Source organism: Nocardia sp. KT25-26 (assembly GCF_056627695.1).
In genome coordinates, this window is the sequence record NZ_CM152813.1 from 4,642,847 (window position 1) to 4,668,404 (window position 25,558).

Annotated in this window: 25 protein-coding genes, 1 pseudogene and 1 CRISPR repeat array; of the genes and pseudogenes, 14 read left to right on the plus strand and 12 right to left on the minus strand. The window is 67.0% G+C overall.

Translation table 11 applies throughout. The annotated features are described in order from the left end of the window. Window positions 1-11: 11 nt before the first annotated feature. The 3 genes from AC1HFH_RS21005 (at window position 12) to AC1HFH_RS21015 (ending at window position 3,566) form a co-directional block, all read left to right on the plus strand. The gene (locus tag AC1HFH_RS21005; RefSeq protein WP_480244500.1) at window positions 12-1,937 is read left to right on the plus strand and encodes an NACHT domain-containing protein; all 1,926 of its coding nucleotides are present in this window, start codon (window positions 12-14) and stop codon (window positions 1,935-1,937) included. A gap of 231 nt (window positions 1,938-2,168) precedes the next feature. Then, window positions 2,169-2,690 (plus strand): SLATT domain-containing protein, encoded by a 522-nt coding sequence (locus tag AC1HFH_RS21010; RefSeq protein WP_480244501.1) that lies wholly within the window; start codon window positions 2,169-2,171, stop codon window positions 2,688-2,690. Then, window positions 2,691-3,566: an SMODS domain-containing nucleotidyltransferase gene (locus AC1HFH_RS21015; RefSeq protein ID WP_480244502.1), complete on the plus strand. Its 876-nt coding sequence runs from the start codon at window positions 2,691-2,693 to the stop codon at window positions 3,564-3,566. It begins immediately after the preceding gene. A gap of 264 nt (window positions 3,567-3,830) precedes the next feature. Here the strand turns inward: AC1HFH_RS21015 and AC1HFH_RS21020 are convergent, their stop codons facing one another. The 3 genes from AC1HFH_RS21020 to AC1HFH_RS21030 all read right to left on the minus strand — a co-directional run bounded on the left by AC1HFH_RS21020 (window position 3,831) and on the right by AC1HFH_RS21030 (window position 5,442). Beyond that, entirely contained in the window at window positions 3,831-3,974 is a 144-nt protein-coding gene (locus tag AC1HFH_RS21020) for a hypothetical protein (protein WP_480244503.1), read from the minus strand. An 81-nt stretch (window positions 3,975-4,055) separates the two neighbouring features. Beyond that, window positions 4,056-4,769 carry a hypothetical protein gene (locus tag AC1HFH_RS21025; RefSeq protein ID WP_480247926.1) on the minus strand — a complete coding sequence of 238 codons (714 nt, stop codon included), beginning with the start codon at window positions 4,767-4,769 and terminating at the stop codon, window positions 4,056-4,058. A gap of 340 nt (window positions 4,770-5,109) precedes the next feature. Beyond that, on the minus strand, window positions 5,110-5,442 hold the full coding sequence (locus AC1HFH_RS21030) for an SDR family NAD(P)-dependent oxidoreductase (protein ID WP_480244504.1): 333 nt from the start codon (window positions 5,440-5,442) through the stop codon (window positions 5,110-5,112). Window positions 5,443-5,522: 80 nt separating this feature from the next. On the opposite strand from AC1HFH_RS21030, the gene AC1HFH_RS21035 reads away from it, so the two are divergent. The 4 genes from AC1HFH_RS21035 (at window position 5,523) to AC1HFH_RS21050 (ending at window position 8,305) form a co-directional block, all read left to right on the plus strand. Beyond that, window positions 5,523-6,428, plus strand: coding sequence for an alpha/beta hydrolase family protein (locus tag AC1HFH_RS21035; protein WP_480244505.1), 906 nt, complete (start codon window positions 5,523-5,525; stop codon window positions 6,426-6,428). Between the two features lie 504 nt (window positions 6,429-6,932). Continuing rightward, window positions 6,933-7,547, plus strand: coding sequence for a transglycosylase SLT domain-containing protein (locus AC1HFH_RS21040; protein ID WP_480244506.1), 615 nt, complete (start codon window positions 6,933-6,935; stop codon window positions 7,545-7,547). Window positions 7,548-7,622: 75 nt separating this feature from the next. Beyond that, the gene (locus AC1HFH_RS21045; RefSeq protein WP_480244507.1) at window positions 7,623-7,988 is read left to right on the plus strand and encodes a hypothetical protein; all 366 of its coding nucleotides are present in this window, start codon (window positions 7,623-7,625) and stop codon (window positions 7,986-7,988) included. Between the two features lie 146 nt (window positions 7,989-8,134). Further along, on the plus strand, window positions 8,135-8,305 hold the full coding sequence (locus tag AC1HFH_RS21050) for a DUF433 domain-containing protein (RefSeq protein ID WP_480244508.1): 171 nt from the start codon (window positions 8,135-8,137) through the stop codon (window positions 8,303-8,305). Between the two features lie 157 nt (window positions 8,306-8,462). Here the strand turns inward: AC1HFH_RS21050 and AC1HFH_RS21055 are convergent, their stop codons facing one another. The 4 genes from AC1HFH_RS21055 to cas7g are packed head-to-tail and all read right to left on the minus strand — an operon-like array spanning window position 8,463 to window position 15,006. Further along, window positions 8,463-9,470: a hypothetical protein gene (locus AC1HFH_RS21055; RefSeq protein WP_480244509.1), complete on the minus strand. Its 1,008-nt coding sequence runs from the start codon at window positions 9,468-9,470 to the stop codon at window positions 8,463-8,465. Further along, window positions 9,467-12,241, minus strand: coding sequence for a type I-G CRISPR-associated helicase/endonuclease Cas3g (cas3g, locus tag AC1HFH_RS21060; RefSeq protein WP_480244510.1), 2,775 nt, complete (start codon window positions 12,239-12,241; stop codon window positions 9,467-9,469). Before cas3g ends, AC1HFH_RS21055 begins: the two co-directional genes overlap by 4 nt. Continuing rightward, window positions 12,238-13,794: a type I-G CRISPR-associated protein Csb2 gene (csb2, locus tag AC1HFH_RS21065; protein WP_480244511.1), complete on the minus strand. Its 1,557-nt coding sequence runs from the start codon at window positions 13,792-13,794 to the stop codon at window positions 12,238-12,240. The genes cas3g and csb2 overlap by 4 nt, the downstream gene beginning before the upstream one ends. A gap of 3 nt (window positions 13,795-13,797) precedes the next feature. Beyond that, a complete protein-coding gene (cas7g, locus tag AC1HFH_RS21070) occupies window positions 13,798-15,006 on the minus strand; it encodes a type I-G CRISPR-associated RAMP protein Csb1/Cas7g (RefSeq protein WP_480244512.1) in 1,209 nt (402 codons plus the stop codon). Window positions 15,007-15,251: 245 nt separating this feature from the next. Between cas7g and AC1HFH_RS21075 the strand changes: the two genes are divergently transcribed. The 3 genes and pseudogenes from AC1HFH_RS21075 to cas2 all read left to right on the plus strand — a co-directional run bounded on the left by AC1HFH_RS21075 (window position 15,252) and on the right by cas2 (window position 16,805). Beyond that, on the plus strand, window positions 15,252-15,719 hold the full coding sequence (locus tag AC1HFH_RS21075; RefSeq protein WP_480244513.1) for a CRISPR-associated protein Cas4: 468 nt from the start codon (window positions 15,252-15,254) through the stop codon (window positions 15,717-15,719). A gap of 319 nt (window positions 15,720-16,038) precedes the next feature. Beyond that, a pseudogene (cas1, locus tag AC1HFH_RS21080) lies at window positions 16,039-16,506 on the plus strand (CRISPR-associated endonuclease Cas1); the annotation flags it as partial. Next, complete coding sequence (gene cas2 / locus AC1HFH_RS21085) at window positions 16,503-16,805, plus strand: CRISPR-associated endonuclease Cas2 (protein WP_480244514.1); 303 nt, start codon at window positions 16,503-16,505, stop codon at window positions 16,803-16,805. The pseudogene cas1 and the gene cas2, both read left to right, overlap by 4 nt. 192 nt (window positions 16,806-16,997) lie before the next feature. Then, a CRISPR array of direct repeats spans window positions 16,998-18,452; the repeat unit is 36 nt; unit sequence GTCGCAGCGCTTCCGGGCGCTGCGCTTCATTGAGGC. Between the two features lie 318 nt (window positions 18,453-18,770). Here the strand turns inward: cas2 and AC1HFH_RS21090 are convergent. Beyond that, window positions 18,771-19,571: an alpha/beta fold hydrolase gene (locus AC1HFH_RS21090; RefSeq protein ID WP_480244515.1), complete on the minus strand. Its 801-nt coding sequence runs from the start codon at window positions 19,569-19,571 to the stop codon at window positions 18,771-18,773. A gap of 150 nt (window positions 19,572-19,721) precedes the next feature. Beyond that, a complete protein-coding gene (locus AC1HFH_RS21095) occupies window positions 19,722-20,156 on the minus strand; it encodes a MarR family winged helix-turn-helix transcriptional regulator (protein WP_480244516.1) in 435 nt (144 codons plus the stop codon). Between the two features lie 59 nt (window positions 20,157-20,215). On the opposite strand from AC1HFH_RS21095, the gene AC1HFH_RS21100 reads away from it, so the two are divergent. Both AC1HFH_RS21100 and AC1HFH_RS21105 read left to right on the plus strand, forming a co-directional pair. Further along, window positions 20,216-21,193, plus strand: coding sequence for a pirin family protein (locus AC1HFH_RS21100; protein ID WP_480244517.1), 978 nt, complete (start codon window positions 20,216-20,218; stop codon window positions 21,191-21,193). Between the two features lie 132 nt (window positions 21,194-21,325). After that, on the plus strand, window positions 21,326-21,637 hold the full coding sequence (locus AC1HFH_RS21105; RefSeq protein ID WP_480244518.1) for an excalibur calcium-binding domain-containing protein: 312 nt from the start codon (window positions 21,326-21,328) through the stop codon (window positions 21,635-21,637). Window positions 21,638-21,700: 63 nt separating this feature from the next. On the opposite strand, the gene AC1HFH_RS21110 is transcribed toward AC1HFH_RS21105, so the two are convergent. Continuing rightward, on the minus strand, window positions 21,701-21,928 hold the full coding sequence (locus AC1HFH_RS21110; RefSeq protein WP_480244519.1) for a DUF3618 domain-containing protein: 228 nt from the start codon (window positions 21,926-21,928) through the stop codon (window positions 21,701-21,703). A 170-nt stretch (window positions 21,929-22,098) separates the two neighbouring features. On the opposite strand from AC1HFH_RS21110, the gene bcp reads away from it, so the two are divergent. Then, window positions 22,099-22,572, plus strand: coding sequence for a thioredoxin-dependent thiol peroxidase (bcp, locus tag AC1HFH_RS21115; RefSeq protein WP_480244520.1), 474 nt, complete (start codon window positions 22,099-22,101; stop codon window positions 22,570-22,572). 155 nt (window positions 22,573-22,727) lie between these two features. On the opposite strand, the gene AC1HFH_RS21120 is transcribed toward bcp, so the two are convergent. Continuing rightward, window positions 22,728-23,969 carry a DUF7159 family protein gene (locus tag AC1HFH_RS21120; RefSeq protein ID WP_480244521.1) on the minus strand — a complete coding sequence of 414 codons (1,242 nt, stop codon included), beginning with the start codon at window positions 23,967-23,969 and terminating at the stop codon, window positions 22,728-22,730. A gap of 457 nt (window positions 23,970-24,426) precedes the next feature. Here AC1HFH_RS21120 and AC1HFH_RS21125 point away from each other — a divergent pair, with 457 nt between their 5' ends. Then, complete coding sequence (locus AC1HFH_RS21125; RefSeq protein WP_480247927.1) at window positions 24,427-25,071, plus strand: TetR/AcrR family transcriptional regulator; 645 nt, start codon at window positions 24,427-24,429, stop codon at window positions 25,069-25,071. 1 nt (window position 25,072) lies between these two features. On the opposite strand, the gene acpS is transcribed toward AC1HFH_RS21125, so the two are convergent. Then, window positions 25,073-25,510: a holo-ACP synthase AcpS gene (gene acpS / locus AC1HFH_RS21130; RefSeq protein ID WP_480244522.1), complete on the minus strand. Its 438-nt coding sequence runs from the start codon at window positions 25,508-25,510 to the stop codon at window positions 25,073-25,075. Between the last annotated feature and the right edge of the window lie 48 nt (window positions 25,511-25,558).

Genomic DNA, 25,558 nt, shown 5'->3' on the forward strand with positions numbered 1-25,558 from the left:
GACTGTTATTCGTGACAGGGATCGAGGCCGCGGCCGTGCGCGCTGCGGCGGGGGCGAGCGTGCCCGTAGCGCGCGGGCTGTATCGGCGGTGGCGGCCGAAGTCGGACTGGGCTTCGTTGGCCGGGCTAGCCGATGGCCTCGCCGCCGCAGTCGACCAGGCCGAACAAGAGGTCCAGCGGGAACTGCGCGCAGGGCCAAACGTATTCATGCCTGTCCGGTTCACCGCAGCAGCGCATCAGCAGGTGGAAGAAGGGATCGGCTCCGCCGAGGTCGACGAGATCGCCACCTACTTCGACCTGCTCGACCAGCCACGGCGGATGGTCATGCTGGGGGAACCAGGTGCCGGTAAGACAGTGGCTGCCACCTACCTCGTACGCGGCCTGATCCACCGCCGCAACGAACTGGTCCCCGCGCCCCGACGCGCCGCGGAACCGGTACCGGTCCGGGTCAACACAGCCGGATGGGACGGCGGACAAGAATTCACTTCCTGGCTCGCCATCCGGTTGGAAGTGGACTACGAGCTGCCATCCAAGATCGCCGCGAAGATGATCAGAACCGGGATGATCCTGCCCGTGCTCGACGGGCTCGACGAAATGGACGACGACACCACCCACGGACACCGTGCCCGGGCACTGCTGGACCGGCTCAACGAACACGACTGGTCACACCGTCCCGCCGTCGTGCTGTGCCGCCGGAGCGAATTCCACCGCCTGACTCAGGTCGGCGGCGACAACGGCTTGCACGGCGCGGCCACGGTAACCCTCGACCCGCTCGCCACAGACCAGCCCGCCGACTACCTCACCCGCTACCAACACCGGATCGGTGCCACGCACCGGGCCTGGCACCAGATCACCACCCACCTTCGCGAGCACACCGCGACCCCACTCGCCGTGACCCTGCGTAACCCGTGGATGCTCGGCCTGACCGCCACCACCCTGCACCACACGCCGAAGACTGCCGCCACATTGCTCGAATACCCCACGTCCGACGCTGTGCGCGACGGACTGTTCGCCGCGCAGATCCCCGCCGCGCTAGTCGGCACCGACGACACCAAACAGTTCCGTGACTACACGCCCGACAACGTCGAGAGGTGGCTCCGTACTCTGGCTCGTCATCTCGGCCACCGACGAGGAACCGGCCGCAACGGCACCTCCATCCGTCTCGACGAAGTCTGGGAAATCGCCGGTACCAAACTAGTCCGCATACTTCACATCCTGGCTGTCGCGCTCCTGTGTGGCCTTGCGGCCGGGCTAGTGTCCGGCCTTGCATTCGGGCTCGAAGCCGGGCTTGGGGCAGGGCCGACGATTGCGATAATCCTCGGCGCCTCAGCCGGTCCTGTCCTCTGGATCATGAGGTTTCCCAGCGCGAGTCACATCGCGTGGAAAGTGCCTACCCGCAGGCGGTGGCCGGCGGGACTCATATCCGGGCTCGTGTCCGGCCTAATGTTCGGGATCATGGTCGGTCTCGAAACCGGGCTTGGGGTCGGGCTCGGGTTCGGGGTTGGAATCGGAATCATCTTCGGCATCACGTCTGGGCTCACCGCCACTACCAGGGACCAACTCGCGATAGGAACCGATGCGCGGTGGCTGATTCGCAATGACCTACGGGCGGCGCACTTCTCCGGTGCGTCGGTCGGGCTCGGGGTCGGACTCATGTTCGGGTTCGCTTCCCGGCCTCTACTGGGGCTGGTGATCGGATCGGTGGCTGGACTGTTTTTCATGCTGGTGTTCGGGCTCGTGAGCGGTCGGTTCTTCGTGTCCGCACTCGTGTTCAAGATCACCGGGGTCTTCCCTGGTCGACCTGCTGCCTTCCTAGATTGGGCGCGCGACAGTGGCCTGCTTCGCGTCAACGCCACCGCCTACCAGTTTCGACACCAGACCTACCAGCAATGGCTTCTCCGCGATCCGGGCATCGTTGGCGACACCCCGCTCACCTAGAGCCCCGTACCCCGAGACGAACTAACCGGCGACCGGACGCGGCCGCGAACCTCGGAATGCCCGACCAATGAACCTTTTTCAGCGAACCCTTGCACCGCACAGCGCCTTCGGTGGCAGCATGCCAGCTGATGACCCGAGACGTTCTGCTCGACTGGTCGGGCCCGCAGGGGCGGTGTGCCTGTCCGCCAGTATTATCGGTCGAACCAGCTGGTCGAGCGTGACGAGGTTGCTGTGCCACTGATTTCCCCTGATACCCCTGAGTCCCATCGCGCAATAGCGGACGAAGTAGACCGCATCCACGAGAGCGCAATGTGGAGCGCGCAGGGACAGTTCGAGCAGGCCAAACTATGGCGGCTGATCAATCTGCTGTTCGGTGTTCCGGCCGCAGCACTCGCCGCGATCTCCGGCGGAACTGCCCTCGCGGGCGAACTCGGTGCCTGGCCAGGAATTCTCGCCCTCGTAGCCGCAGCGTGTAGCGCGATCATGACCACGGTGAACGCCTCACGCCGCATGACCCACGCGCAAACCTCCGCCAACGCCTACCTCCAACTACAAACAAATGCACGTCAGTTTCTCGCCATCGACGTGGCGACACAGTCGTACGAGGACGCCCGCGAAACCCTTCGTATACTGACGAATACACGCGACGAGTTGAACGCGACGGCTGACCCGCCGAGCGGGCTGGCGTACCGGCGCGCGCGCAAGAACATCACCCGGGGTGGGCAGAGCTACGACATCGACGGAGAGAACTGAATGGCGACAACCACCGTCCAGGCGTTCAACGAGTTCAACACCAGCATCGCGCCACCAGCCGCCACTCGGACGAAGGTGTACGACCGGCGTGACACCGTGGTAGATGTACTGCGCAAGGCGTTTCCCGAGGGCTCCGACATCGTGTTCGGATCAGCCAAGATCATCGGCTCGCTCGGCAGGTCGACCGCGACGAACCCCGTGGCCGACATCGATCTCATGGTCCACATGAAGGTCACTGATGAGGCATGGATGAAGTACCAGAACAATTCGGCCCAGTTCCTCTACCGAATCCGCAACGCCGTCAACGGCGAATCGAGGGTGCAGAAGATCGGTGCACGAGGGCAGGCCGTCAGCATCTTCTACGCCGACGGCCTCACTGTCGACGTCGCGTCGATGGTGAAGTACATGAATGCCGGCTACGGGATACCTGACGGCGGCCGTGGCTGGCTGACAACGGACCCGATCAGGCACGAAGCCTATCTGGACGACCGGAACGCGCTGCTTGACGGAGACCTCAAGAAGGTCATCCGCTTGGCCAAGAAGTGGAACAAGGCGCACAGCTCCCGCCTGTCCTCCTTCCACCTCGAGATGCTGGTAGCTCGCACCTTCGGGAAGCTCGGGAATGACTCACGCGATGCCCTGCGCCTGTTCTTCGACCATAACTACCACAACCTGACGGTCATGGACCCAGCTGGCTACAGCGGGGATCTGTCGAGCTACCTCAGCTACACGAGCTGCGATGCAGTCAACGCCAGCCTCAAGGCTGCGCGCAACCGCGCTGAGCAGGCTATAGCTGCCGAACGCCGGGGCGATCACAAGGAGTCAATCCGGCAGTGGGGCATCGTGCTGGGCAAGGACTTCCCGTCGTACGGATAGGTGCTGCCTCCTCAGGGTGTTCGGACACGACGTTCGCCGAACAGCTATCAGCCGGTGATGTGGCCGGGAACCGTGTACGGGAAGGCCAATTGACGGTAGACACCCTGCCACCGACCTTCGCCGACCACCCGGATCTCATGATCTCCGGCCCGGTGGTGGCTGGCCTGTGCGGCGCGCGCGATCTGGCTCAGTCGCCGCCCCGACCCCAGCTGAGGTCGTCATCGTCGAGTACGACCTACTCGCCCAACCCAGGCCTATGTGATGTCAGACCGTGGTGAGCAGACCGATCCCAGGGACGAGAGTGATCGCCTCACTGGTGACCGTCGCGAAGACGGCACCAACCCCGGTTCGCACCCGCAACGGGGTACCGGCCTGGGCCCAGGCGGTGCCGCGCGCGCCGGTCGACACGTTATGCCAGTGCACAGCCATGTCACTCGGGCTCGGCGTCGTCGTGAGGTCTTGCCCGAGAAAACGCACGAGCACGTCGGGCTAGTCGGCGTCGCGAGTGCCGGTGACGGCTGATACCCCTAGGTCGGGCAGCGGTCGATAGTTATCCCAGTACACGACCGGTGAGGTCACTCCCGAGGCTGCGGCAGAACCCACCGCGGCGGTCAAGGTCGCCGTTGTCGCCACCAATATCGCGGCGACCACTAGCCGAGTCAATCTGAATCGCACGGCCAGACTATCGGTTTGCTGGAAAGTTGCGTTGCAGCTCCCACAGCACGCGTTCCCGCCCTCTCGACCGGGCGCGCTCGCAGGATATCGTTCGACGTTCCAGCGCGGCAGTGATCCGAGACCGGGCAGCATCACAGTCGACAGTTCGCCCGGAGTCTGCCCCAAGCTTTCTCGTATCGCTGGAGTTCGCTCGGCGTGGCGATGCTGAAGTTCGGCGCTGATCGTCTCCACGGTCGCGGCCCAGCCGTCCCACGGGTCGAACGATGTCGTGGAGCAGATGAACGGTGCGCAGTGCGGGACGACGCCGAAGACCAGATGCACTTTTCCGAAGGCCGCGCGAAGTAGGTGCCAGAGCTGGTCGGCCATCGCGGCATCGTTCCCGAGCGTCGTCCGCAAGCCGCTTCGTGGACCAGCGCGTAGTATCCGCAAGGTGCCTTCGTGTAGGACCCGCTGACGGACCATGCGCGTTGATACCGCCGCGTCGAGATCGTTGTATGTGCCGACGAACCCGATGCAGGTCCGCAGCACCTCACGGGCGTAGTCCCGCGCCTGGAGGAGAAAGTGAACAGCAACTGATTCAACCCGCGCCAAACCTACACCAAGAACTCAGGGTGAATGCCGGTGATCATCCGTGCGCGGGCGTGCGTTCAGAATCGGCGTCATCGCAGGTAGATGACCCAACGTGATCGCCCGTGACCCGTTGTGAGCATGGATCGGCCCCCGAACCCACAACAGCGGGTTCGGGGTTCGAGTCCCTGATGGCGCACTCTCAGAAATCACCCACGACCTAATTGGTCGTGGGTGATTTGCGTTGGCCCGAGATTCGACTGCGATCCTGACCACACACCCTACCGCCCTGGGTGGAGCGTCAGGAGAGTTCGAGACCACCGTCGAGGGTGAGGACCTGTCCGGTGAGCCAGGTCGTCTGCGGGTCGGCCAGCCGAACGATCCATGTCGCGATTTCATCGGGGTTGCCGCGTCGACCGAGGGGAATGCGCTGCGCCTCTTGTTCTTTGACCTGCTCGACGACGTCGGCAGGAAGCCCGGCCGCGGTCAGGGCCTCGCTTTCGGTGGGACCGGGTGCCAGCGCGTTGACGCGGATGCCGTCGACTGCCAGCTCGAGGGCCCAGCTGCGGGTGAGCTGCTCGAGCGCCGCCTTGGAGGCGGCGTAGTGGGCGGCGGGGACAGGACCGGATCTCATCATGCAACCCGGAATCGCCGGACGATGATCCACGGAACAGCCGGCATTCCTCGGTACGGTCACCAAAAGGAGGTCCGAGGATGTCGACTACCGCCGTGGTCAGGACATGGTTGATCACCGCCACCCGGCTCGCAGCAGTCATGACGGTCCTTGCCGTCGGCTCGGCCTGCGCCGGCGATGCCGGCTCCTCCTCGCCTGCCGAATCCATTCGGATCGCCTACGGCGACGACCCGGACAACTACGGCATCCTGCACCTACCGGAAGGCAAGGGACCGCATCCGGTGGTGGTCCTGGTACACGGCGGCGGCTGGCTGGAGAAATATTCGCTACCCAGCTCCGAACCCCTGGCGGACTCGCTGGTCGACGCCGATATCGCCGTCTGGCGGATCGAGTATCGCCGAGTCGGTGGCACCGGCGGCTGGCCGATCACCCTCGCCGACGCGGACGATGCCACCGAAGCGTTGGCGACCGTCGTCCAGGAAACCGCCGACGGCCGACTGGACCTGGATCGAGTGCACCTGGCCGGGCATTCGGCCGGCGCACAGCTGGCGGCCTGGATCGCCGGCCGGCACGTACTACCCCCGGATGCACCCGGCGCACAACCGGAGGTACAGCCGCGTACCGCAACGCTCATGGCCGGGGTCTACGACCTCGCACTCGCCGCGACATCCGGTCGTGACGCGTACGTGCGCGGCCTGATCGGCGGAATGCCGGACGAATACCCCGACCGCTACGAACTGGCCTCACCGATAGACCACCTCCCGATCGGACTCCCGATCGTCGCGATCCACGGCACCGCCGACACCACCGTGGACCCGGTCCAGTCGGAACGCTACGTTTCGGCCGCCGCCACGGCGGGCGATCCGGCCCGACTGATCTTGATCGACGGCGCGGATCACGGCGATTTCGGCAACACCGAATCCAGCGCATGGATGCGAGCCCGCGAGGCCATCGTCGAACAGGTCGGGTCCTCAGCAGGCCGTTGATGTCGGCGGAACCGCTTCGAGCCCGGCGCCGCACCCCAGACGGTCACGGTTCGTTATAGAACCCCGCAATCACCCCACATCAGGGGCCCGGAAGCACGTCTCTCGCCAGAAAACACCGACTAAAACTGTGATGCCTGCCACAGTGTCGCCAGCGGAAAACCCCCTGCATACATAACGATTCCGCTACCGAACTGGAACGTAACCAAGATCGGAATCACCAGCCGTTCGCTTTTCGTTCACCCTGTGTTCACCTAACGTGACCATTCTGCAATCAGGTCACCGAAACAGACCTGCGGTTTGGTTCAGCCCCGAGTCACCGAACTCGGACCTGCCGACCGTGAGCCTGTCTCCCACGCAGCCAGCTGTGGAGTCGCAGGCGACGCACCAGCGGCCCGCCATCGAGCGCCCGCCCATTCGAGAGCGTCGCCCCAACCGAATCCGACACGAAACCCTGCCCAGGTTCGGCGTGTGCCGTCCGCTGCCCAGATCAAGGAATGAACAGCTATGCCCGACAGTGACAGACAGACCAAGACCTTCCGTCGGCCCTCGCTGCGTCAGGCGCTCATCGCCGGCGTCGCCGCGGCCGGAGTTGTCGCGGCGGCCAGCGCCACCGCGGTGTCCACTGCCGACGACACTGTCACCCCCGATGTTGCCATGACCGCGAACGAGCACGTCGACCACCGTGCCGACGACCAGCCCGCCGCCGAGGTCATCCCCGCCCCCATGCCGGAGCCCGAGGTCGCCCCCGAGCCCGAACCGGCGCCCGCCCCGATGCCGGAACCGGCGCCTCCGGTCTACCCGGACAACCTGGACGGCTGGATCCGCGAGGCCCTCGACATCATGGCCCAGAAGGGCATCCCCGGCACCTACGAGTCGATCCACCGCAACATCATGCGGGAGTCGACCGGCAACCCCCAGGCCATCAACCTGTGGGATTCCAACGCCGCCGCCGGCATCCCCTCCAAGGGCCTGCTCCAGGTGATCGACCCCACCTTCGCCGCGTACCACGTCGAAGGCACCCCCTTCGACGTCTGGGACCCGGTCGCCAACATCGTCGCCGCCTGCAACTACGCGGCCGACCGCTACGGTTCGATGGACAACGTCTGGGGCGCCTACTGAGCCCAGCGAACCCCGGGAACGCCCGTGGCCGATCCACCCGGATCGACCACGGGCGTTCGCCGTAGACTCACCACCGTGCCCGACCGCGCAACCCCGGACCCCGGCGCCCCGCGAGACGCCGCCCCCGACCACGCGCACACCGACGCCGCCGGTGCTCGCCGCGCCGCCAAAGCCCGCCGGCTGGCGATCTACCTCTGGGACCGCAACATCTCCGCCCCCGAACTCCTGGCCCTCTCCCCCGCCGCCCGCCGCAAACTGGCCCGCGCCGCCGACACCAACCCACCCAGCACCGACGAAACCTGGCAGGCCGTCGCCGAACTACTCGACGCCAAGGACGCCTGGGCCGACCGTAATCCCGGCCACCCCGCCGCGGTGCGGGAGCATGCGGACGAGAAGATCCTGTGGGTGAAGCCGCCGGTGAAACCTTGGGATGCGGGGTAACCAGCCAAGGTGGGCACATCGCGGCAGGGGTCGAGCACCATCCGCTCGACGGGACAGCACAAAGCAGGCACGTACGCTCAGTGGATGTCCAGAATCACGGTCGATCCGAATCGACTCGGAGGCCGGCCGTGTATTCGCGGTACGCGGTGCGGGTAACTGACGTACTCGGGTTGCTGAGCGCCGGTGAAACCGAGGCCACAATCCTCACCGACTACCCGTACCTGGATCGTGAGGATATCCGCGCATGCCTGGTCTTTGCGGCGTGGTCCGCGGATCGAGGTAGCTCCGATCCCAGGGGTGTAGAGGGTTTCCGATAGTCGGGCAGTCGAGTCCCGGCCTGCCCGCCGGATGGCGATCCGCCGGGCCGCGCACTGGTGGTGCACGACATGGCGATCGGCACCAGCGGCGCCCCTTCTGTCGTGTAGCGGGGCGCCCCGGCACATCGTGGTCGCATCTGAAGCCGGTTGCAGCGGTCTATTTGCGCATCGGCAGGATCTCGCCGGCAAGCACCTGCCGTTCCGGCGCGCTCACGTTGTCCGACACGTGGACCGGAAACCGGATCACCGCTGCTACTCCACGCGCCAGCAGCCACTGTCGAGCCGTCTCGTTCGGGGTGAGGTCCGAGTCTGATGCTGCTGGTAAGTGGCCTGCAAGGAGTACGGTGCGCAGGCGGGCGGGGGTGATGGGCGTCGTTGGTATGGGGAGGTGCATCCGTACGGGGTGCGTGCGTTGCGGTGGGACCTCGGCTCCTGGCGTGACCGACTGTCTTGTGGTGCGGTGGATCACCGGAAACTGGCTGATCCCCCACAGTGCACACCATGCTGTTGCGTTGTCTGTCCGCCCGGGGGCGGTGAAACCGGTGGCCGTGCGTGACTTGGATGAGTTCTTGCCGATCTCGTCGGTGGTGGATTGACCGGTGAGCCCGGCGTGCGTTGAGTCTGCGGTTCGCGCAGCGACGGCCGTGGCGAGCGGCCTGAGGCGGTCGCCGACGAATTCTTCGCCACTGTTTCTGGTTTTCATCTCCCAACGGCTTGCCCCGTCGTCGGGGCGGGGCGAGTCTTCGTGCCGCCAGTAGGCGGGCTCGCCTAATCCGGCGATCATTCGGTGGTCCAGGACGGACAACTGGCTTTCCGAATCATTGTGGGGAGCATGTCGGGCAGCCTGGAGAGCCCGCCAGGCGTCGGTCCCGGAGGGGAGTTTGATCCGCGGGCTGAACGTGGCTGTGTCGCGCTTCTCGTGATTGATCCGGTGTTGCACCCAGCTGTTCTGGTCGATATGCCGCTGAGCGTGGCGATGCACGGCGGCGGCGATATCTTCTGGCCGGATACCATCGACCTCGAGCTGGGCACGAGGCGTCCGGTCTGCTGTCCACCACAAGCGGACTCCGGTATCGAAGCTGTCCTCGCACACCGCGGCGAGACCGTAGAGCGTGAAATGAGTGAGCGCGTTGGCGATCTCGCCCGGCACGGTGAACGGTGTCATCGGCCCTCCTTGGAGATTTGGCAGTCCGCCGCCCGGAGCACGGCTTCGAGGTAGGCGCAGCCCCACACCCCCCAGTCGAGATGTGTCTGCTCGATCAACCGATCCCATTCACCGGTGTCGAACAGCGCCGCGGCGCTTTCGGTGAGACGCTGCGATTCAGGTCCGAGCAGGTCCGCTGTGGTGTGCGGGAATTCGGGCCTGCCATGTCCGTGGCTGGTCCCGATAAGCCGTAGGCAGAGGTCCCGGACGCCGGCGAAGGTGGCTTCGTCATCGGCCAGTGCTACGGAGAGCTGTTCATGGCGCCATCCCGTGAGCAGTCCGCCGGTGGTGTCGGCGCGCCGGGCCTGACGCACGGACGTGCGACTTTTCGCCAGAAGCAGGTCGGCCTGATAGTTGTGCAGCCGGTGTCTTTGAAAGCGGGGATCTCTCTTACCCACATCGTGCCAGAGGCCGGCCTCGCGGAGAGTGGCCTGAACGCCCGTGGGCAGCGACAGGGACGCCGCAATGGTTGCTGCACGGTCCGCGACGTCGGCATTGTGCGATTCGAGGGGTACGTCGTTGCGCGAGCGCACTTGACGAGTGCGTTCGGTTGCGACATCGCGTATGGCAATGGCCAGCCAGGGGGTCGCACCGTCGAGCGCACCCCATTCGAAGGAAAGATCCGCGGGGGCCCGGTCGGCGATCTCGTCGAGCCGAGAATCGTGGTCGGCGTACTGCGCGGCCAGCGAAGCCAGCGCTGAGGTGGTCGGCTCGTCATCGGACTCGTCGACGAGTTCCCTCAACTCCTCGAGCAGGTCGGCGATCCAGGCCGCAGATCGGTCGTCGGCGACCAGACGGATGCGGCCGACCGACAGGTCGTCGTATACATCGGAGCCGGGCTCGGTGGGGTTGCGGTCGATCACGCCACCGGTGCAGACCTTCACGCCGGCATCGACAACGACGATGTCGCCCGACTGCACAGCCCGCAGTCCCTCACCTGCCCCACCGGCCGGCACGAACAGATGCAGCTCGCCGCCGCGGTAGACGAAGGCGCGCCCGGTCCGGGTGTCGAGCTGATCACCGAGCACGGCAGCTACGTCACCGAGGCGCGCCGGATAGATCTCGTTGTGCAGCGGCGGGGTGGCAGCGAGTAGTTCCTTCGCGGTCGGGGTGTCCTCCGGAAGTCTCCGGACGACCAACCCCACCGAGGCGGCGTCGGGTTCGAGGGAGTCGCGCAGCCATAAACCCAGGTCCGGTTCCGCGACGAGAGCGGCCGGGCCGGTGCGGCTGAGCAGCCAGGTATCGGCGGGTTCCAGTCGTTGCAACAGTGCACGGTCCAGTGGTGTCGGCGCGGGTGGATCCATCCTGAGCGCCCAGGGGGCCATCCCGACCGGGTCGGTGCTGCGGCGGCGCAGCCATTCCCAGCTCTCGGCCAGGTGGTCGTAGCCGGTTCTGTCCCCCTTGGCCGCATACGGCGGAACAGCAAGCTTGCGTGATTCGGCACCACCGGTTCGGCCCCCTCGAAACAGCTCCGAATCCTCGCTGGGCCCGATGACGACCAGCTCGGTCGTGGTTCGGCTGCCGCTGCGGTTCACGCGCCCTGCCCGCTGAGCGATGGCCTGCGCCGGCGCGTGCTCGGTGACCGCGGCAGCGAGATCCAGGTCGATCCCGACCTCGAGGGTCTGTGTCGCCACCAAGACATCGGTGTCGGGGTTACCGCAGGGACTGAGCAGGTTTTCGGGTAGCCGCTCGCGGTCGTGGGGCCGCATCCTGCCCACCACGGTCTCGACCTGCAGCCCGTTCCGCCGCAACAGGTCCGAGAGTTCGAGGGCCAGTGGCACCGTATTGACGAAACACCCGACGGTGTGGCCGCCGGAACTGCCACGACCGTAGGTCTCGTGGAGACGGTGGATCTGCTCGACCAGCTGAGCCAGATAGCGCCGCCGCCCGCCGCCCGACCGGGCGGGGGGCCAGACCTCGCCGGGGACCAGAGTGACCGGCTTCGGGGTGGCGAGCCGGGCACCAAAGTCCGGTTCGCCGGTCAGATCCTCGCTTTCCACTTCGCAATCTACGAGGTCGGTGGAGCCGGAGTCCGGGGTCGCCGTGGTTTCCACCACCTGCAGTACCGGAACCCCGATGACACCGGAAGTAGGTGCGGCGAGTTCGGCCACTCGGCGGGCCGTATAGAGCAGTTGGCGGTTGAGGTGAGCCTCGTCGAGGACCAGCACGCTGTCGTAGGCCAGCAGTCCGGCAGCTCGGGGTGCTGCCAGAGCACCTGCGCCGTACCCGTGGAACAGCAACCGGCTCCCCCACATATCAGGGGTGGCGCAGATGACTTGGGCGGCGCACGGGTCGTCGACCCAGCCACGATCCGGTACGACACCGCCTCGAAGATTCACGACATCGAACGGGGCATCGGCGGAGTCGTCGTCGGCTGTCCGCATCGAGAGCAACGCTTTGGCTACCGCGGCCAGGACGGGGCGTTCCGGATGCTTCCGCATCATCTCCGCGATCTCGGTCGCCCGTTCTCCGTGGCGGTCGACGAGTGCACGCCTGTTGACCACCACCGCAAGCCTGCGGGGTACCCGCAGCCCTCCGACTTCCGCCGACAATGCCACCGCGAAGAGGTGGATCTCCACAACGGCCGACTTTCCGGCGCCGGTCGGCGCGATGATCCGGTCCGGCCATCGGCCGGTGTCCAGAATCCGGTCCAGTAGCCGACGCTGCCACCGGTAGGGTTTCGCGCCGTCATTGACCTCGGCAAAGAACGCTTCGAAGTCGTCGCGATTCACCGCTGTACTCCTTCGATCCGATCGAGGACAGTCTCCACCGGCACATCTCGGGGCACCAGTAGACCGCCACCGAGATGACGACTCTGCCCGATGGCAACAAGACTGCGGGCACCGGCCAGGTCACCGAGACTCACGGTGGCTCGATACGGCTGGATGACCATGTCCTTGTGGGCTTTGTGGACCCACCGGGAGGCGTGCGAATCGGCGACCCGGTGGGTATCGAACACCTCGACGTGGTGATCCGACACCGCGTCAGCGACCTGTTCGAGCCGGTCCCGGCCTGCCGGACCGGGCATCTGATCTCGCCACACCAGGCCGATCGATACTTTGGCAGCATCTTTCAGAGTCCAGGAGCGTCCCGATCGGGCCCGGGCCCGGCGTGGTGGGGAGTATTCGGGGATGGCGACCGTGTCTGTGCGCCACAGGCGGACGGTGCCCGCGCCGGGTGCCGGCCAGAACTGATCGCCGGCGTGGTCGGCGACCCCGCCGAGCTCAATCGCCCGACCCGCCCGCGTGAGCTGGGAAATCCACGCCAACCCGTCGCGGATCACCTCGAGCTCGGCACGGTTGTCCGCAGGCACCATCACGGCGAACGCCGGCACATCGATCCCGAGGTGCTTGGTGTTCGCACGGCTGAGGTACTGGATCGCGACCCTGTTCGCGGGGATCGGTGTGTTCTTCGGGTATTTACCGGTGATGGCCGGTGAGGCGCCGAACCCGATGGCCGAGATCAGGGCTTTGTGCATGGTGACGCACCAGGCGACCCGATGCTGTGGTGCGATGTCGTCTCCCGGCGCCGGTACGAGAAGGACGCGAGGCCAAGGGACAGCGGGCGGGTCCTGCTCGTCGGGTGCCCGGTATCGCAGTCGGGTGAGGCAGGCCCGCGGAACGTCGCTCGGGGCCGGCGCATCGCCTGAAGTATGGCGGTCCTTGGCAACGGTGGGTGGTGCACCGGTGACGGCACGATGCGCGGCGGTGAGCGCGGCTGTTCGACCGGGTTCTGCAGCTTCCACCTGGACCCCTCCCGGTTCGAACGGTGTCGCTTCCGGATCCAGATGGTGCGTCGCGTCGAACTCGGCAACCTCCAAGATCACCGGACTGGTGGTCTCCCCCAGGCAGCTGACATCGCGGCACAGCATGTCGAGGGTCTCCGCGACCTCAGCCGGAACCGGGTCCTGCCAGCACCATCCGAAGTAGGAGTCCACAGCGCAGCCGTCGGAGAACGGTCGCGCTACGACCTTGTCCTTCCAGACGGATCCTTCCTTGGGAACGACACCCTCCCGCCGGTAAGCGCGGATCGGAGCGCCGAGCGCAACGATCCGCGGGATTCGCAGGCCGGTAGGCGGGTTCTGTTCCAGCCAGTGCAGTGCCCGGAGCGCCGAGTCGGATGGCGCCAGACCGCTTCCGGTCTCGACAGCTGTGCTGCCCTGGCCGGCAGCGTTCATCAGCGCAGCATGCAGTCGAGCGGGGCTGGGGAGCCGATCGGGCAGATGATTCGATTGATGAGCGGTATAGGTCCCCAACAGGAACCGCGCGCGGATGCCGGTAGCCAACGCTCAGGCCTCACCTGCGTCGTCGACAGCCGACCCCCCGATGAGCGGGCTACCGATCACCTCGAACACCTGGCCGGACCAGTCGATACCGGCGGTACTCCGTGCTGCCGCGAGTGCTTCACCGAGCAGGGCGTCGGCCTGGTTCCGATCGATCGCGTCGAGCTCGGTGAACTTGCCGTGACGTGCGTCGAGCCGAACTGTCGGTGTGCTCGCCTCGACAAGATCACAATTGGCGCGCAAGGACAGCTCCTCGTCCGATCGAGCCAACCCGGCAAGGGCATAGGCAGCGAGTAGCGCACGGCACGCGGCGTCACCCTCGACTCCCGCTCCGAATCGCAGCTGGCGCAGAGCAGCGAAACTCAGCACATGGGTCCGCACGATTCGTCGGCAGGAAACGGCACCCAAGGCCTCGAGGGTCGGCGGGATGCCGCCGAGCCCCAAGACCGAGCCGGAGTTTCCCTTTTCTGCCTTGGCTTTGGCCGCCTTCTCGACCTTTTCGACGAGCTTGGGACTCAACTCCTGCCGCTGGTCGCCGACCAGGGTGAGCAGGTCGTCGGCCTTGAGCTGCACACTCATGCCGACCGGGTCGACCCGTGCGCCGCCGCGCATCGGCTCCTCGTACTCGCCTGCAGGTCGCTGATCGGACAACACACCGATGATCTCGCCGACCAACGCACTACGGTATCGGCCCTGCCGTGTCTTGCGGGTCGAGTCCCAGCCTCCGAACACCAGTGCCGTAGGGGCGAATTCGAGCAGTGCCCGAGCGTTCGCCGGCGAGGAATCGCGAGCCGCGCGGTAGGCGCTGTGCGCGGTGGCGGGCCGGCCGTCCACGGACCCGGCGCGGATATGCCCGTCGAACACCCGATGCGGCAACTCGAGGTCGGTGAACGACTCACCCGAGTTCTCGTAGGTGACCCGGACCCGCGGAACCGCATCGAGCTCGGGATGACCGTCGGCGATTGCCTGGACGATCGCCGACTCGACGCGATTGAGCTGACTCTGCTTCTGGTCGATGACCACTGTGCGGAGCGGCTCGTCGTCGATGAACCGCGTTTCGTACGCGTAGGTCGGCCTGTTTCCATCGACGTACCGGGCCGGCGCAACGGCCGCATGCGGACCGCCCGCAGCCGCGAGCTCGGTGATTGCCGTCAGCACCGAAGGACCACCCGCAGAGCATGCGGTAACCAACTGATCGTACGACAGCGTTGCCATGAATCTCCTTTTGTGGAAATGAAATTCGTTAGATAGGTGCTGCGGCCGGCCGAGCCCCCGCTGTGCACCGACATCATGACCCATCGCACCGACATGTGCGCGGCGTTATACCTCATCCACCGGAGTAGTGCTACGACTTCCCGCATTCCCCAGCATCGATAGCCGACCGATTGCTACCCTGCCGATCAGCGGGGCGGGTACCGGTAGGAGATCCGGTACTCCACGGCCGAAGGTGGGGCAGTAGCGTGGAACTGATTCCGATCAGCCTGGTTGCACATCATGTGTTCTGCCCCCGACGAGCATGGCTCGAGGCCGCGGGCGAGACCACGGATACCCATCAGGTCGAGGCAGGCTCGGCAGCCCATCGCGGCGTCGACGACCCGGCGCACCCGCCGCGCGGCGAGCACCGCGCGTTGGACCTCGGGCATCGCGAACTCGGCCTCACCGGCCGAGCCGATGTGGTGCAGGACTCGGTCGGCGGGGTGAGTCTGGTCGAATACAAGGCGACCCCGGTCCGCAAGATTCCCGAGGTCACCACCGCGATGCGCATTCAGCTTGTCCTGCAGAATCTGTGCCTGCAGAACAGCGGGGTCACCGTGCGGGAATCATCTAACACCTGGACCGACGCTGCGCGAGGGTGCGTCGATCAAAGAACCACGGCGAGCCCTCGCGGCGCATTTTCTGCAGTTCACGCCCGTTTCCGCAGCCGGTAGTACGTCGAATCGGGGGCTACACCGGCGTGTCCGGCCAGACCTCTCACAAGCTCATGCGTTTCACCTGGTCAGGGGTGGTGTAATTTTGAACCCTGTCGCAGCGCTTCCGGGCGCTGCGCTTCATTGAGGCGACGAGTCCGCGAATGCGTTCGAGCGGGACCAACGCCAGGTCGCAGCACTTCCGGACGCTGCGCTTCATTGAGGCTGCCCGGATCACGCGGACGCAGAAGGGAACCCATGATGTCGCAGCGCGTCCGGTGCCCGCTACTTCCTTCAGTTTCCCGCGCTTCTCCGCGGAGCCGACGCCGACTGGTTCCGAACAGGATGGTCCGGAAGAACCGGCCGACACGCTACCGACCCATTGAACGTCTGCCTGAACTACCTGTACGGGCTACTGGTCGCCGAAACAATCCGCGCACTTGTGGCATGCGGCCTCGACCCCCACGCAGGATTCCTACACAGCAGCAGCCGGAACAAGCCCGCACTGGCACTCGACCTCATGGAGGAGTTCCGAGCTCCGCTGGCAGACGCCGTGGTCATCGCAGCAATCAACAACGGCGAACTACGTTCGACCGACTTCAGCCTGGCCCTAGAATCCGCCCGACTACGAGACAACGGCAGAAAGACGCTGGTCGCCGCGTACGAACGTCGGATCGAAACCGAGTTCACCCACCCCGTATTCGGATACGCAATCACATGGCGACGAGCCATCGAGGTGCAGGCTCGAATGATCCTCGGATGCCTGGACGGCACACAACAATCCTACACAGGCATCACAACCCGATGAGCCGCGACTCCGCCCGCCGCTACCTCATCGCCTACGACGTCACCGACGACACCCGGCGCGACAACCTGGCCAAATGCCTGCAACGCTATGGCGATCGCGTGCAATACAGCGTGTTCGTCGTCGACATCAGCCCGGCGCGACTACTCCGACTCGAAGGCGAGATCGCGAACACCATCAACGCCGGTCAAGACTCCGTTCTGCTGTGCGACCTCGGCGTCGTCGCGCGCGCTGACGAACGGCGGTATCGGACCATGGGAAGGTCCCGCCGAATCACCGGGTCGGGTGCAGTCATCATCTGACACTCGGACCAGCGCTGCGCGAGGGGTGCGTCGATCAGAGAACCACGGCGAGCCCTCGCGGCGCATTACTGCAGTTCACACCCGTTTCCGCAGCCGGTAGTAGGTCGAATCGGGGCCACATCGGCGTGTCTGGCCGGACCTCTCGCGAGCTCATGCGTTTCACCTGGTCAGGGGTGGTATATTCTGGACCCTGTCGCAGCGCTTCCGGGCGCTGCGCTTCATTGAGGCCGTCCGGCTGGTCGTCGGCCGGGACGGTCGCAGACGTCGGTCGCAGCGCTTCCGGGCGCTGCGCTTCATTGAGGCTCGAAGGCTTCCTCGACCGCGACGGGGGTGGAGATCGGGAAGTCGCAGCGCTTCCGGGCGCTGCGCTTCATTGAGGCCTTCGACCGTGAGCGTCGCCTCATCGCGTGCTACTTCGGTCGCAGCGCTTCCGGGCGCTGCGCTTCATTGAGGCAGGCCGTCGGTCCGGGCGGCACCAGATGGAACGAGCGCCCACGGTCGCAGCGCTTCCGGGCGCTGCGCTTCATTGAGGCCAAGAAGGCTATCCAGGCTGCCCGCTCGGTAGAGGGGAAGTCGCAGCGCTTCCGGGCGCTGCGCTTCATTGAGGCGTATCCCGATGGAGGAAACGTGGCCGAAGACGACAGTCGCAGCGCTTCCGGGCGCTGCGCTTCATTGAGGCAGTAGCGACCGACCGGGTGTTGTTCGGCGTTCTGTTGTTCCGTCGCAGCGCTTCCGGGCGCTGCGCTTCATTGAGGCTTCAGTTCGGTGTGGCCGACCGGCGCCTACACCAAAGAGTCGCAGCGCTTCCGGGCGCTGCGCTTCATTGAGGCACCGCCTACGAGACCGCCGCCCGCCGCCGCGACGAACAAGTCGCAGCGCTTCCGGGCGCTGCGCTTCATTGAGGCCATGGTAGGGAGTCCTACGGCTACGCACGGGGGGCGTGGTCGCAGCGCTTCCGGGCGCTGCGCTTCATTGAGGCGAATGACCGTGAGCCCACGCCGCGCGGTCGTCGCGGTCGCAGCGCTTCCGGGCGCTGCGCTTCATTGAGGCCTGTAGCATACGGCAGGCTAGTCACGGCTAGACAGGGTCGCAGCGCTTCCGGGCGCTGCGCTTCATTGAGGCCCGAGGCGGCGGGCCAGCTGCTGGGCGGCGCGCTGGTGCCAGTCGCAGCGCTTCCGGGCGCTGCGCTTCATTGAGGCATGCCGACCGGCACCGAGGCGCCGCCCCGCGCCCCGGTCAGTCGCAGCGCTTCCGGGCGCTGCGCTTCATTGAGGCTCGACCCTGGCGGTGGACTACGGCGTGCCGGTGACGGTGGGTCGCAGCGCTTCCGGGCGCTGCGCTTCATTGAGGCCGGCCGCCGATGATGGCCGACGGTTCGGGGAGCTTGTGTGTCGCAGCGCTTCCGGGCGCTGCGCTTCATTGAGGCCTCCGGTAGCGGCCTTGGCTGTGGCCCGGAGTCGAGCCAGTCGCAGCGCTTCCGGGCGCTGCGCTTCATTGAGGCCTGCGCGACGCGCTGCCGATCGCGCGGGCCGCGGCGTCGCAGCGCTTCCGGGCGCTGCGCTTCATTGAGGCGTCCGGCAGCGCACTATGCGCTGGTTCGGGTGGGACTTCGTCGCAGCGCTTCCGGGCGCTGCGCTTCATTGAGGCTTGTAGGTGCCGGTGGTGGTGAGGCCGTGGACGATCGAGACGTCGCAGCGCTTCCGGGTGCCGCGACTCCGGCAATCCGTATGTCGGCAGGTCGCGAGAATGACCACTGCACAGCGACTCCAATGCTGTCCTGCTGGTCGCTGTCACCGAGCACATCGCCGCTGTCGCGGGGCCTCCGCTGCCGACGATAGCAACCTCGAACGCCATGGACTCATCCACCGCGGGGAGCACTTCCTGACCAACCGGTTCACAACCACCCAAGCGAAATCTCATTCACTTTCGCCCAGCCCCCACCACGATACTCCACACACCACCTCCTCAACTGTTGAAGAACCCCAAGATCGCCCGATTAACCTCATCCGGCCGCTCGATGTACCCGTAATGCCCCGTCCGGTCGATCTTCACGAATGTCGCCCCGGGAATTGCCTCGGCCACTTCGCGCCCGTATCGGATCGGGGTCAGCTGGTCGTCGGCGAAGCCGATGACGAGGCTGGGGACCTTGATCCTGGTGTAGGCGGTGCGGCGGTCGGCGGAGCGGTCCATGGCGAGTTGGGCGCGGATGCCGGGGGTGCCGCTGCCGGCGGAGAACTCGAAGATGTCGAGCCATTCCTGGGCCTTGGCGGGGTCGGCGAGGGTGTGCGGGGAGAGGTTCTGCATGGCCTTGACGGCGGCGGAGTATTCGGGCGGCAGGGTGATGCCCTTGTCGATGAGGGCTTGCTGGCCGCGGCTGAGGGCGCTCGCCACCGGGTCGGGGCGGGCGGTTGCGGCCATCATGACAGCCTTGTCGAGCAGGTCGGGGCGGGCCAGGGCGAGTTCGGCGGTGATCCGGGCACCCATGGAGGTGCCGACGACGTGGGCGGGGCCGCCCAGGTGCTCGATGAGAGCGGCGGTGTCGGCGACGAGGTCGGCCATGGTGATGCCGGTGGCCGATTCGGTGGAGGGGGCGATACCGCGATTGTCGAAGGTAGCGACCCGGTAGCCTGCCCGGACCAGGGCCGGGACCTGGTATGTCTTCCATACGCGACCGGGACTGGCGGAGCCCATGATCATCACGACCAGCGGACCGGAGCCGGTGACGTCGTAGTTGATCTGGATCCCGTTCAGCGGTGCTAGGGGCATCGTCCTTCTTCCGGTCGTGGTTCGGCGCGGGCCGCGGGCAGGCGCGGGCCGCGGGGCATATCGGTCGGCGGGGCCTGCACGTTAGCGGACTCGCGATGGTCGAGGTACAGCGCCGCGCGGAACGGGGAGCCCGGCACCGTGCACAACCGGCTAACCGCTCACCTTCTCCGCGATGGAACGCAATGCTGCGGCTTCCTCGGGACTGAGCCGGTCGATGAACTGCCCCCGGACCAGCTCGACATGACGTGGCGCCGCGAGCTCCAGAGCACGGCGACCGGCCACGGTGAGCGAGACGGTGACCCCGCGTGCATCGTCACCGGCGGTCCGCCGTTCGACGAGTCCGCGCCGCGCCATCCGAGCAAGGTGTTTGGACAGCCGGCTCTTGTCCCAGCACACCTGGGCGGCGAGATCCTTGGCGCGCAGGCAGCCCGCCTCGGCAGCAGCGAGCGGCACCAGCAGCTCGTAATCGGATATGGACAGGCCGTCCTCGGCCAGTCCGGCGGCGAGTTCGGCATCGAGGCGCTGCCGCAGCCGGATATAGGCCTGCCAGGTTCGTTGTTCCTCGTCGCTGAGCCATCGGACCACGGGAATGATCCTAGTACCGATTTGGTTGACATGGACACCAACGCCCCGAGGAGGTGCTCATGCCCGCCATCACCGTCGACGACATCATGGTTCTGCCCCGCCTGCCCCGCCCGGACGTGACCGAACGGCAGCGGCCGGTGGACCGCATCGTCACTGCACAACGGCAGCGCGAGGGCGCCGGGTTCGAGGTGACCCGCCCGTTCCCCAGCCTGGACCTGCGCAGCGCCGACCCGTTCATCCTGCTGGATCAGATGGGTCCGGTCGCCTACGAGCCGTACGAGGCGAAGGGCGCACCGTGGCATCCGCACCGCGGTTTCGAGACCGTCACCTACATGCTGGACGGGATCATGGTGCACCACGACTCGCACGGCGGGGGCGGCACCATCGCGGAGGGCGACACCCAGTGGATGACCGCGGGGTCGGGAATCCTGCACGACGAATTGCCGGCCGAGGAGCTGGTGATCGCGGGCGGCACCTTCCACGGCATCCAGTTGTGGGTGAACCTGCCGCGCGCGATGAAATTCGCCACGCCTCGCTACCAGGACCTGCGCAGCAACGAACTGACCCTGGTCAGCTCGCACGACGGCAGCGCACTGGTCCGGCTCATCGCCGGTGACCTGGCCGGATTCGCCGGACCGGGGTCGACGGTCACCCCGATCACCTACGCGCACGCCTCGATCAGCCCGGACGGGCGGCTCGAGACCAGTTGGCCGGGCGAGTTCACCGCGCTGGCCTACGTCCTGGCCGGCAGCGGCAGGGTCGGCGCCGAAGGCCGCCCGATCGGTGCCGGGCAACTGGCGGTGTTCGGGCCGGGTGCGGCGATCTCCCTCACCGCCGATGCCCGGCAGCACACCGACACCGGCGATCTGGAGGTCCTGCTGCTCGGCGGCAAACCGCTGCGGGAGCCGGTCGTGCAATACGGACCGTTCGTGATGAACACCAAGGCGGAGATCATCCGGGCGATCGAGGACTTCGAAGCCGGGCGAATGGGATCAATCCCCGCGGAACACATTTCAGGACGCCGTTTGGGTGAATGAGGAACGGCCCGGAATTCGATCGAATCGGTTGACAAACATCCGCCTCGACACGACAGTAAACTCCGCGCCCGTTGGCTGTCGGGGTTCCGGGCGCCGTCCGTAACGGCAAGTACTCATCACACAGAGGAACACATGAACGTTCGTCGGCTCACCATCAGCGCCGCTGCCGCGGGGTTGACCCTGTTCGCGGCCCCGGCCGCACTGGCCAACCCGCTGCCCACCGGTTCGGCCGGCTCCGGCTCGTCCACCATCGACAACCTCCTGATGAACTCGGGTTCGGCGAACCTGGCCCAGTCCGGGTCGGCATCGGGTTCCGCGGGCGAGTCGTTCGCCAGCTGCGACGAAGTCTACGCCGCGGGCCGCGCGCCGCTGTTCCGCGGCGAGCCCGGGTTCTCCCCGCACCTGGATCCGGACGGCGACGGGCTGGCCTGCCCGACCGTGTGACGGCCGAGAACACGAAAACACCCGATGCGGTTCCTTCCGCATCGGGTGTTCTTTTTCTCCCCGTCAGCGACGGAACATCTTCACCAGCACCAGACCGGCGACCAGCGCACCCGCGCCGACGAGCGTGTACTTCACCTTCGGCTCGTTGAATTTCGCGACCACCGCCGACTTGGTGTCGTCGGCGATCTTCTGCGGATCGGCCCGCACGGCCAATTCGTCGAGCGTGCTCGCCAACCGGGTCCGCGCGAGTTCGATCTCCCGCTGGATCTGCTCGGTCTCGTCTTTTGCCACCGTCACCTCCAGAATCTGTGCCGCACCGCGGCAGGTAGGGCCCCGGAATCGGATCTGTCCTCCGCGGCCGCTGAGCGCACCGGGCCGGGCTCGCCCGAGTCTATCCGGGTCCGCAGCCGAACCGCTGGGCGTCCATCCCGCCTCCTGGCTGTCCACGCTACATTCGTCCGATGACCGACAATCATCGACTCGCCCCCGGCGATCCCGCCCCCGATTTCACCTTGCCCGACGCCGACGGCAACGAGGTCTCGCTGTCGGATTACCGCGGCCGCAAGGTGATCGTCTACTTCTACCCGGCGGCGAGCACCCCGGGCTGCACCAAGCAGGCCTGCGATTTCCGGGACAACCTGGCCGAACTGGGTGAGGCGGGCATCGACGTGCTCGGCATCTCGCCCGACAAGCCGGCCAAGCTCGCCAAGTTCCGCGACGCCGAAAAGCTCACCTTCCCGCTGCTGTCCGATCCGGACCGCACCGTGCTCACTGCATGGGGTGCGTTCGGCGAGAAGAAGATGTACGGCAAGACGGTGACCGGGGTGATCCGGTCGACGTTCCTGGTCGACGAACAGGGTGTGATCGAGGTGGCCCAGTACAACGTGCGGGCGACCGGCCACGTCGCGAAGCTGCGCCGCGACCTGTCGGTCTAGCCTCCCGCGGGCGTGCGATCGACGGGCGCCCGGACAAGGCGCCCCAGGGCACCCGAACGCCCCTCGGCCGGGCGCGCTGCCGAGGTTCGGCGGCGCGCCCGGCCGTCAGCGTGTTGATCGTAGGTGCTGCCGGTCGAATACGCGCCGCTCCCGAATCAGCGCACTGCGGCGGGCAGTGTCGAGTCGGTCGGCTCCTCGGGCTGTTCCGGTGACACCGGAGCCGGGGCGCCGGCCTGGAGTGGAATACCGGAACCGGGCATGGTCTGCACGGCGGCCGGGACGGGGTCGACGCTCGCCTCGTCGAACGGCACAAGCGGCAGGGGTTCTTCCTGGGGTGCATCGCCCCACAGCTGGGTCGGGTACTGCAGCGGGAACCGGCCGGGGTCGGCCTGTTGCGGGTTCGGGTCGACCGTATCGGCGACCGGCGCGGACGAATCGAACGGACTTCCGGGTTCGACCCGCAGCCCGCTGCCGGACCCGATGCCGCCGGTGGCCGAGCCGGTGTCGACGATGTCCCGGGCGCGCGGTGCAGCACCCGGATCGGCGCCCTCATCGGTGTTCCGGGCCGACGCGGTGGCGCCGACCTCGTCCGAGGTGTCGAGTGCGAGCACGCCACCGGTGACCAGGCCACCTGCCAGCACGCTCGCCGCGGCCGCGAGCACCGCGGCGCCCCGGCGATGGTTACTGCCGCCGGGCTCCGGGGCCGGCTCGGCCATGTCCCCCAGGGCGACCAGTGCGGCACCGGTGGCCGGCGCGAACCCGGCGATCCGGCACGGGACCACGGGGGCACCGAACCCGGCAACGGCCTCCCGGACGGCCGGAGCATCGGCGGAACTGCCGAGCAGGACGACGGCATCGGGCCGGACCGACGCCGCTTCCAACTGCTCCCAGGTCGCGGTGACCGCGGCGTCGAGCGATTCGGGCGTGGGCGAACCGGGTTGGGTGCAGGCCGCCAACACCCGGCTGCGAGCGGCATCCACGAGCGTGAGCGCCTGGTGGCCGGGCACCACCTCGCACAGCAGCAGATTGTCGAACTCCTGCAGCCAGCTCATGGCGCCGGCGACGTACAGGTGCGCCGAGCGGCCCGAAACCAGGGAGGCTGTGCGCCAGGGGCTGGTGGCCAGGCCGGTCACGATGGCCCGGCGCTCCGCCGCATCCCGGTACGCCACTGCCACACCGGCGATCTCGTCCTCCGGCCCCAGTTCGGCGGCGACGATGTCGAGTGCGGAACGGACCGCACCGGCGGTCTCCTCCCGGCTGTCGCCGGCAGTGCGCACGGCGCGGCGCACCACCAGGCGTTCGGCCAGCGACTCACCCCGTTCGGCGAGTGCGACCGCGTGCACGGCGCCGCGCTGGGTGCTGACGCCGAGGGTTACCACCACAGATCCACGAACCACAACCATTGCCTTCCGTGTGCGAACCGCGCGGCACGGGCCACGCGGGTACCGACTCCGAGCTCACGAAAAACCCCGGCCGATCGGGCCCGTCCGGGAAACGCGACGGGGCCACCGGGCGGCACCTGGCCGAGCGCACCGCATTCGGGGCGAAACCGATCAGACACCCGATCGCCGGTGCGGCCGCGGCGCGCGCCGGCCGCGATCGGGCACGACCCGACTCGCTGGAACACCGCCGGACCCGAGGCCGGCGGACACGGTCGGATCTGCGCGCGAATGCACGCGCGCTCATTTGATGATTCGACACCGATCGACACCCGGATGGGTCCTTTTGTCCCACAAATCGGAACACGCATGTCCCGTGCGCGTGTCGCCCGCGTGTCGGTGCAGCTAGCCTGGATGGGTGGAGGTACAAACGCAGGCCGGATCCCAGCAGCGTCGACCCGATCCTGCGTTGGAGATGCAGGCCGACCCGCAGGAACTGATGCCGCGCAAGCGGCCGACCCAGGAACGCAGCAAGCGCAAGTTCGACGCGCTGCTCCAGGCATCCCGGGAACTGCTGGTCGAGGTGGGATTCGAGTCGTTCACCTGCGAAGAGGTCGCGGCCCGCGCCGAGGTGCCGATCGGCACCCTGTACCAGTTCTTCGCGAACAAGTACGTCATCGTCTGCGAACTGAACCGGCAGGATCTCGTCGCCGTCTCTCAGGAGCTGGCCGATTTCCACGGCGAGATCCCCTCCCTGCACTGGTTGCGGCACATGAACCAGTTCGTCGATCACCTGGCCCGGCTGTGGACCTCGGACCCGTCCCGGCGGGAGGTGTGGCTGGCGATGCAGTCCACTCCGTCGACGCGGGCCACCGGCGCCATCCACCAGAAGGAGTTCGCCGAGGTCGTCTCGCAGATGCTGCGCCCGCTCACGCCGCGCACGCCACGCGCCCGGCGCACCATGATGGCCGAGGTGCTGGTGCACGTCGTCTACTCGATGCTGAACTTCTCCGTACAGGACGAGCAGGCCGGTGACGAGGCCGTCGCCGAACTGAAGCGGCTGATGCTGGCGTATCTGCAGGTGGCGGAGAAGGAGTCCCGCACCGCGAGCGAGACCTGAGTCAGGCTTCCGGGGTCCGGCCCTCGATCAGGTCGGCCAGCTCGCCGGGGTCCTCCAGTACGACCATGGCGGCGGCGGTGTCGCCGTCGTGGGTCAGCGACAGGTGCACCCGGACCCGGGGCAGGAATTCGGCCGCCAGGCCGTGCAGCTTGATGCTGGGCCGGCCCCAGGCGTCGTTCACGACCTCGATCAGCGGGTACGGGTTGTCCCCGATCTGCGGACGGCGGGCGAACCGTGAGGTCGCCCAGGCCTTGAGCACGGCTTCCTTCGCCGCCCACCGCGCCGCGAAGCTGCGCGCCGGGTCGGTGCCCTTGCTCTGGCAGTAGCGGCGCTCCCCCGCGGTGAAGCTCTCCCGGAGCATGGTGGTTCCGGCACGCTGCAGCTGTTCGCTGAACTCCGAGATGGTCACCAGGTCGAGACCGATTCCGAGGATTGTCACAGCACCGGAGCCTACGGCTCCCGGCAGCGGGACACGCGCATATCGGGT

Bases quoted from the DNA above. Each gene is read 5' to 3' on its own strand.
- AC1HFH_RS21035 (WP_480244505.1), top strand. From the start codon at position 5,523: ATGTCGACTACCGCCGTGGTCAGGACATGGTTGATCACCGCCACCCGG.
- AC1HFH_RS21100 (WP_480244517.1), top strand. From the start codon at position 20,216: ATGCCCGCCATCACCGTCGACGACATCATGGTTCTGCCCCGCCTGCCC.
- AC1HFH_RS21030 (WP_480244504.1), bottom strand. From the start codon at position 5,442: ATGAGATCCGGTCCTGTCCCCGCCGCCCACTACGCCGCCTCCAAGGCG.
- AC1HFH_RS21090 (WP_480244515.1), bottom strand. From the start codon at position 19,571: ATGCCCCTAGCACCGCTGAACGGGATCCAGATCAACTACGACGTCACC.
- AC1HFH_RS21015 (WP_480244502.1), top strand. From the start codon at position 2,691: ATGGCGACAACCACCGTCCAGGCGTTCAACGAGTTCAACACCAGCATC.
- cas2 (WP_480244514.1), top strand. From the start codon at position 16,503: ATGAGCCGCGACTCCGCCCGCCGCTACCTCATCGCCTACGACGTCACC.
- cas7g (WP_480244512.1), bottom strand. From the start codon at position 15,006: ATGGCAACGCTGTCGTACGATCAGTTGGTTACCGCATGCTCTGCGGGT.
- bcp (WP_480244520.1), top strand. From the start codon at position 22,099: ATGACCGACAATCATCGACTCGCCCCCGGCGATCCCGCCCCCGATTTC.
- AC1HFH_RS21105 (WP_480244518.1), top strand. From the start codon at position 21,326: ATGAACGTTCGTCGGCTCACCATCAGCGCCGCTGCCGCGGGGTTGACC.
- AC1HFH_RS21055 (WP_480244509.1), bottom strand. From the start codon at position 9,470: ATGACACCGTTCACCGTGCCGGGCGAGATCGCCAACGCGCTCACTCAT.
- AC1HFH_RS21125 (WP_480247927.1), top strand. From the start codon at position 24,427: ATGCAGGCCGACCCGCAGGAACTGATGCCGCGCAAGCGGCCGACCCAG.
- AC1HFH_RS21040 (WP_480244506.1), top strand. From the start codon at position 6,933: ATGCCCGACAGTGACAGACAGACCAAGACCTTCCGTCGGCCCTCGCTG.